The 7,234-nt window shown below is 31.8% G+C and carries 5 protein-coding genes; all 5 read left to right on the forward strand.

Features of this window, described 5'->3' with window-relative positions; translation table 11 throughout:
• A partial coding sequence (locus RQ907_RS06650) for a 3'-5' exonuclease (RefSeq protein ID WP_311492596.1) occupies positions 1–1,950 on the forward strand: 1,950 nt, incomplete at its 5' end.
• A gap of 2 nt (positions 1,951–1,952) precedes the next feature.
• On the forward strand, positions 1,953–3,956 hold the full coding sequence (gene ligA, locus RQ907_RS06655) for an NAD-dependent DNA ligase LigA (protein ID WP_311492597.1): 2,004 nt from the start codon (positions 1,953–1,955) through the stop codon (positions 3,954–3,956).
• Position 3,957: 1 nt separating this feature from the next.
• Positions 3,958–4,236 carry an Asp-tRNA(Asn)/Glu-tRNA(Gln) amidotransferase subunit GatC gene (gene gatC / locus RQ907_RS06660; protein WP_311492598.1) on the forward strand — a complete coding sequence of 93 codons (279 nt, stop codon included), beginning with the start codon at positions 3,958–3,960 and terminating at the stop codon, positions 4,234–4,236.
• Positions 4,237–4,244: 8 nt separating this feature from the next.
• The gene (gatA, locus tag RQ907_RS06665; protein ID WP_311492599.1) at positions 4,245–5,657 is read left to right on the forward strand and encodes an Asp-tRNA(Asn)/Glu-tRNA(Gln) amidotransferase subunit GatA; all 1,413 of its coding nucleotides are present in this window, start codon (positions 4,245–4,247) and stop codon (positions 5,655–5,657) included.
• Positions 5,647–7,065: an Asp-tRNA(Asn)/Glu-tRNA(Gln) amidotransferase subunit GatB gene (gene gatB, locus RQ907_RS06670; protein WP_311492600.1), complete on the forward strand. Its 1,419-nt coding sequence runs from the start codon at positions 5,647–5,649 to the stop codon at positions 7,063–7,065. The genes gatA and gatB overlap by 11 nt, the downstream gene beginning before the upstream one ends.
• Positions 7,066–7,234: the final 169 nt, after the last annotated feature.

The following is a 7,234-nucleotide window of genomic DNA, read 5'->3' on the forward strand; positions in this document are numbered from 1 at the left end:
ATAGGAACCTTCCACTCAATTTGTGCTAGAATTTTGAGGATGAATATAGACAGAATCGGCTATTCTAATAACTTTACTATATACGATACCCAAGATCAGAGAACTTTAATTAGGGATATTATAAAAGATTTAGGCTATAAGGACGAGATAAACCCTAGGCTTGCTCAGAGCATTATTTCTAATGCTAAAAATAGGTCTCTGAGTCCTGAAGATTTTTTGAAAATGAATTTTTACATGCAAAATGCTGATGAGATTGCAGAAATTTTTAAAAAATATGAAAAAAAGAAATTTGAATATAATGCCTTAGATTTTGACGATTTAATAGAGAAAGTTTTGGAACTTTTTGCTAAAGATAAGGAAGTTTTATCATATTATCAAAATAAATTTGACTACATATTTGTCGATGAGTTTCAAGATACAAATAATTCCCAGTATGAGCTTATAAAGTTTATTGCCGGCAAAAACCAAAATGTTGTTGCTGTAGGAGATGCTGATCAGTCAATTTATTCTTTTAGGGGAGCTGACATTAGAAATATTTTAAATTTTGAAAAGGATTTTCCTAACACAAAAATTATCAAACTTGAACAGAATTATAGGTCAACATCTAAAATATTAGATACAGCAAATAAGTTAATAGCAAATAATCTTGAAAGAAAAGAAAAAAATCTGTGGACCGATAAGAGCGAAGGTGCAGATGTTATTTACAAAGAGACTTCAGTTGAAAGTGAGGAAAGTAAATTCGTTATTGATACGATAAAAAATCTTTTAGCTGAGGGGTATAAAGAGAGTGACATGGTTATTCTTTACAGGACCAATGCCCAATCAAGACCTTTTGAAGAATCTCTTTTGAAGAATTTAATAGCCTATAAGGTTATAGGTGGGCTTAAGTTTTACGATAGGAAAGAAATCAAAGATTTAATTGCTTACCTAAATATTTTGGTCAATAGCAAAGATGACGTAAGTTTAAAAAGAATTATTAATGAACCTAAACGTGGGATTGGTGATAAATCTATTGAGCAAATTGAAAATATCGCAATTTCTCATGGCATATCTATGCTTGATTTAATTACGGATCCTAATTTTTCAATCTTACTTACAGATAGGTTAAGGAATCTTGCCGATAAGTTTTATAGACCGCTTGAAGAAATTTTTGCAAATGTAGATGAGTATAAAATTGTAGACTTGATTAATGAAGTTCTGGATAAGACAGGATATTTAAGAGCTTTAGAAAAATCTCTTCTTGTTGAAGATAGGGCAAGGATTGATAATATTAATGAATTTATTTCATCTGCTGCTGACTATCAAGAAGCTAATCCAGATGATACTCTAAGGGATTATTTAGAAAATTTATCGCTTTTATCTGACATAGATAAAACAGAAGATAACTTAGATTCTGTATCGCTTATGACAATGCATCAGGCAAAGGGACTTGAATACCCAGTTGTATTTATAGTTGGACTTGATGAAGGTTTATTTCCAAGCAAGAGGAGTCTTGATGAAGGAAATCTTGAAGAGGAGAGAAGGCTTTTTTATGTAGGTATAACCCGAGCTGAGGAAAAATTATTTATGACTAGCTCCCAAGTAAGAAGAAATTATGGAAAAGTGACTTATTATAAACCATCTCGATTTATAGATGAAATAAAAGATTTAATAAAAAAAGAAACTAATAAAGAATATATTGATTATAATTCAAAATCATATGAAAGATCTATGAACGAGGATTATATGAGAGAGAAAGCCAGACAGTCAGTTCTTGATATCAATAAAAAAAGCTTTAAAAAAGATGAATCTACTTATCAAGTAGGTGACACTATTGAACACAGTAAGTGGGGGATAGGGATGGTTGTTCAGGTTAAAGAAAGTTCTGATGGTAATGAGCTTGTCATAGCCTTCGATAAGAAGGGGCTAAAAAAACTTAATCAAGACTATGCTCCAATTAAAAAGGTATAAAAATGGATAAATTAGATGAACTTAAAAAAATAATAGAAAAAATAAATGAACTAGATTATCACTATTACACCCTTGATCAACCTCTCGTTTCGGATGGTGAGTATGATAGGATTTACAATCAATTAATAAAATTACAAAGGGAATTAAATTATGTTCCTGATGATTCACCTACAAATAGGGTTGGGGGACAAATTCTTGATAAATTTGAAAAACATTACCATATTACAAGGCTATTAAGTCAAGACAAGGCTCAATCTTATGATGAAATAAAAGAGTGGATTGATAGGTGTAAGAAACTTAAAGAAGCTTATGAAATTTCAAGTGGTGAAAAACTTCCCGACTTAGAATTTATTATGGAATATAAGTTTGACGGTCTTACTATTAACCTAACTTATGAGAATGGTTTTTTAAAAACTGCTGCCACCAGGGGAAATGGAATTGTTGGCGAAGAGGTAAAGGCTCAGGCAGAAACAATTAGGTCGATTCCTCTCACAATAAAAGAAAAATCTCTGCTTGAAATTCAAGGCGAGGCGCTAATGCCTCTATCAGAATTAAATAGATATAATAAAGAAAATGAAATCCAACTTAAAAATGCTAGAAACGCCGCTGCAGGTGCTATAAGAAACTTGGATACAAAAGAAACTGCTAAAAGAAAACTAACAGCATATTTTTATGCAGTGCCTACAAATAGTCTAAACTTCAAGAGTGAAGATGATATGTTAGGGTTCTTAAAAGAGATGAAATTAAATGTTCATCCCTATCATAAAAAAGTAAAAAGCTTAGATGAAATAATCAAAGAGCTTGAAAGAATTGAAAAGGAAAGAAAAACCCTGGATGTTTTGACTGATGGTGTTGTTATAAAAATAAATGACAAAAAAACCCAAGAAGCCCTTGGATTTACTGAGAAATTTCCAAGATGGTCTATAGCCTATAAATTTGAACCAGAAGAATTTACCACAAAACTCCTTGATGTAGTTTGGAATGTAGGTAGAACTGGAAAAGTAACTCCTTCTGCCATACTTGAACCTGTTGATTTTTCAGGAGTAACTGTATCAAGAGCGACCTTAAATAATTATGACGACATAGAAAGAAAAAAAGTGAGAATAGGATCAGATGTCTTTATAAGAAGGTCAAATGACGTTATCCCTGAAATTTTAGGTGTAGTTGATGAAAACCAACCTGGTACAACAAAAATAGAAAAACCTAGTCATTGCCCATATTGTCATAGTGAACTAATTCAAGAAAAAGTTCATATAGTATGCCCTAACTCAATTTCCTGTACTCCTCAGCTTTTAGCAAGGATGGAACACTATGCATCTAGAAATGCAATGGATATTGAGGGTCTATCAGAAAAAACAATCAGGCAATTAATAGAAGAATTAGGTATAAAAGAAATTTATGATATTTATGACCTAACCTATGATGAATTAATAAAACTTGAAAGATTTGGACCTAAAAAAGCACAAAATCTACTAGATGCTATAGAAAATAGCAAAAATAGAGACCTTAATGCCTTTATATTTGCGATAGGAATTCCTAATGTTGGTGAAAGAACAGCAAGAGACTTAGCAAATAAATTTAAATCTTTTGATAAACTTAGAAATGCAACGGTTGATGAATTGATTGAAATTGATGATATAGGCGAAATTACTGGAGAGAATATAGTAGAATTTTTTCACGATAAAAATATAGTAGACTCTATAGATATGCTTTTATCAAAGGGCATTAATTTAATAAATCCAAGTGAAGATACCAACGATTCAAAAAAACTTGATGGTCTAAACTTTGTTATCACTGGTAGCATAGATGGTTACAATAGGGATGATATTAAGAAAATGCTTGAAGATAATGGTGCGAATGTAAGAGGGTCTGTATCAAAGAATACAGATATAGTTCTTGCTGGTGAAAAATCGGGGTCTAAAAAAGATAAGGCCATAGAATTAAATATTGAAATATATGAGGATAGAAAATTATATGATTTTCTATCTGAACTAAAAGGAGAATAGGATGGATGTAAAAGAAGTTGAAAGAATCTACAACCTAAGCCATTTAAGTTTGGAAAATCAAGATAAAGAATTGATTGCTCAAAAATTTAATAGGGTACTAGATTTTATTGAAGAGATATTTGAAGTTGATACAAATGATGTTGAGATGACAGAATATATAAAGACTCACAAAGCTGTATTTAGAGAAGATACACCTAAACAGTCCCTTGCTAGGTCGAAGGCTTTAGAAAATGCTAAAGATACTGAATATGGTTACTTTAGATTAGATTGGAAACTATAGGAGCAATAATGAATATAAAAGCTATTATAGAAAAATATAAAAATCAAGAAATTAGTGTAGAAGAAAATACAAAAAATATACTAGAACAAATTAAAAAAGATCAAACAAACGCCTATATTACTTTTGATGAAGAGGATTCTTTAAATAGGGCTAAGCAACTAGATCAAAAGTTAGCTAAGGGAGAAAAATTAGGTTCGCTTTTTGGTATTGCTGTAGCTGTTAAGGATAACATTTCTTATAAAAATATGAATATGACTTGTGCTTCAAAAATGCTTAAAGATTTTAGACCTATGTTTGATGCAAAAGTTGTAGAAAATCTCTTAAATGAAGATGCTATAATTATTGCAAAGACAAATATGGATGAATTTGCAATGGGTGGAAGAGGAAAGACTTCCTTTTTCGGTCCAGTAAAGAATCCAATAGATGAAACTAGGGTAACTGGTGGATCTTCATCGGGTTCAGCAGCTGCTGTAGCTAAAGATGATGTACTTGTGGCCTTGGGAACAGACACAGGTGGGTCTGTAAGATGTCCAGCAAGTTACTGCAATATCCTTGGCTACAAACCAACTTATTCTATGGTTAGTCGAAATGGTGTAGTATCTATGGCAAATACCTTAGACCAAGTTTCAGTTTTCGGAAAAAATGTTGAAGATATAAGGACACTTGCCCAAGCAATAGAAGGTCCAGATGCAAATGATATGACAGTAAGGCTTGATGACTATAAGTTTGAAGAGGAATCTTATGATTTCAAGGGCAAAAAAATTGCCTATATTTCTGCTGATGATGAAATGCATATGAACATTGATCCTACAGTAGAAGAAGACTACAAGATTGCCCTAGGTAAACTTGAAAAACTTGGCGCAGACCTATGTCCAATTACTCTTAAATATTCGAAGTATGCAAATCCAGTATATAACGTTGTAATGTCTAGTGAAGTATCTTCTAATATGTCAAGATTTGATGGAATTAGGTTTGGTTATCAAAGTGAAAATTATACATCAGTTGATGAATTGTTTATAAATTCAAGATCAGAAGGCCTTGGAGAAGAGGTACAAAGAAGAATTGCTTTAGGTACTATGTACTTATCAGCTGATGATAATCAAAGAGTATATAGACAAGGTCTTAAACTTAGAACTTTAATTAAGCAGGAATTAGAAGATGTTTTTAAGGCTAACGACTTAATTATAACACCAACTGTTATTAACCTACCACCTGCTTTAGACGATGATTACAAAGATCCATTAAGTGATTTTAAGTCTGATGGATTTAACGTAATTGTAAATCTTGCAGGTATGTGTGGCTTATCCCTTCCTGTTAGAAAAGGAATATCGGGATCAGTCCAATTTATTGCAAATGCAAATGAAGATAGTAAGCTTTTAAATGCAGGAGAAGAATTTATGAGGAGAATAAATGAAAAATAAAACAATAATAGGTCTAGAAATTCACGTTGAGTTATCTACAGATACAAAAATGTTTTGCTCCTGTAAAAATGAATTTGGAGCAGTACCAAATACTAATGTCTGTCCAATTTGCTTAGGTCATCCAGGTACCCTTCCACAGATGAATAAAAGAGCAGTGGAATATGCAGTAATGGCCGGACTTGCTTTTAATTGTAATATAAGAAATGAACAAAAAGTTGATAGAAAAAAATATTTCTATCCTGATCTTGTAAAGGGTTATCAGCTTACTCAATATGATAAGCCATACGCCTATGAAGGTTACTTAGAACTAGCCAGTGGCAAACACATAAATATAAGAGAAATCCACATGGAGGAAGATACAGGTAAGTCAAATCATAATGAAAATGATACTGTACTTATGGACTACAATAGGGCAGGTGTGCCCCTAATAGAAATAGTTACTGATCCTGACATATCTTCTCCTGAAGAAGCCAGAGAATTCGTTGAAAATCTTGCAAATACACTTAAGTTTTTAGGTGTTTCTGACTGTATAATGGCAGAAGGCTCTATGCGTGTGGATGTAAATGTAAATATAAAAGATGAAGAATCTGGTCTAAGAACAGAAATAGCAGAGATTAAAAATATCAACTCCATAAGAGCTATAGAAAATGCCTTAAGTTATGAAGTTGAAAGGCAAACAAAACTTTTAGAAAATGGTGAAACTGGGGTAAAAGAAACCAGAAGATGGGATGATATCGAGCTAAAAACCATCCATATGAGAAATAAAGAAGTAGGAAATGACTACAGGTTTTCTGCTGATGGTGATATACCAGATATATATCTTTCTGATGAGTTTATTAACCATGTTAAGGAAAATCTCCCAGAATTACCAAGCAAGAAACAAGCGAGATATATGAAAGACTACAAACTATCAGAATATGATGCGAATCTTTTAAGTCACGATAGAAATCTTGCTAACCTATTTGAACAAACAAATAAACTTGTAAAAGACCCTAATATAACAGCAAATTGGATACTTACAGAGTTATCAAGAAGATTAAACGAAGCCGAAGAAACTGCTGATGAAATGAAATTATCAGTGGAAAATTTCGCTAAACTAATTAATCTTGCTAAAGAAAACAAGATTAATAATAATGTTGCGAAAAAACTTCTTAGAGACATTTATTCTACTAATGATGATCCTGAAAAACTTGCAGAAGAACGAAATTTACTACAGATATCAGATTCATCATTCCTTGAAGATATAGTTGAAGAGGTCCTTAGTGAAAATCCTCAATCTATTGAAGACATTAAAAATGGTAAGGATAGGGCCTTTGGTTTCTTAGTTGGTCAAGCTATGAAAAAGACAAAGGGTAAGGGAAATCCTCAAGAAATTAACAAATTATTAAAAGAAAAGATTGGAGAATAGGAAGTGCTGGGACACTTCCCTTTTTCGAATTATAAATTAAATTAAAATGCAAATATTCTTTAGGTCAAAAGTCCTAAATTAAGATAAAGGTAAACTAAAATTGCTAATAGAAAAAGTTGAAACAAGGTTGGATATGCTATGATAGGCATTGATTTAATTTCAGTAAGCA

Source organism: uncultured Anaerococcus sp., from assembly GCF_963510575.1.
GTDB lineage: Bacteria > Bacillota > Clostridia > Tissierellales > Peptoniphilaceae > Anaerococcus.

What these genes read in the sequence shown, in the direction of transcription:
- gatA (WP_311492599.1), top strand. Translation starts at nt 4,245, where the DNA reads ATGAATATAAAAGCTATTATAGAAAAATATAAAAATCAAGAAATTAGT.
- gatC (WP_311492598.1), top strand. Translation starts at nt 3,958, where the DNA reads ATGGATGTAAAAGAAGTTGAAAGAATCTACAACCTAAGCCATTTAAGT.
- ligA (WP_311492597.1), top strand. Translation starts at nt 1,953, where the DNA reads ATGGATAAATTAGATGAACTTAAAAAAATAATAGAAAAAATAAATGAA.
- gatB (WP_311492600.1), top strand. Translation starts at nt 5,647, where the DNA reads ATGAAAAATAAAACAATAATAGGTCTAGAAATTCACGTTGAGTTATCT.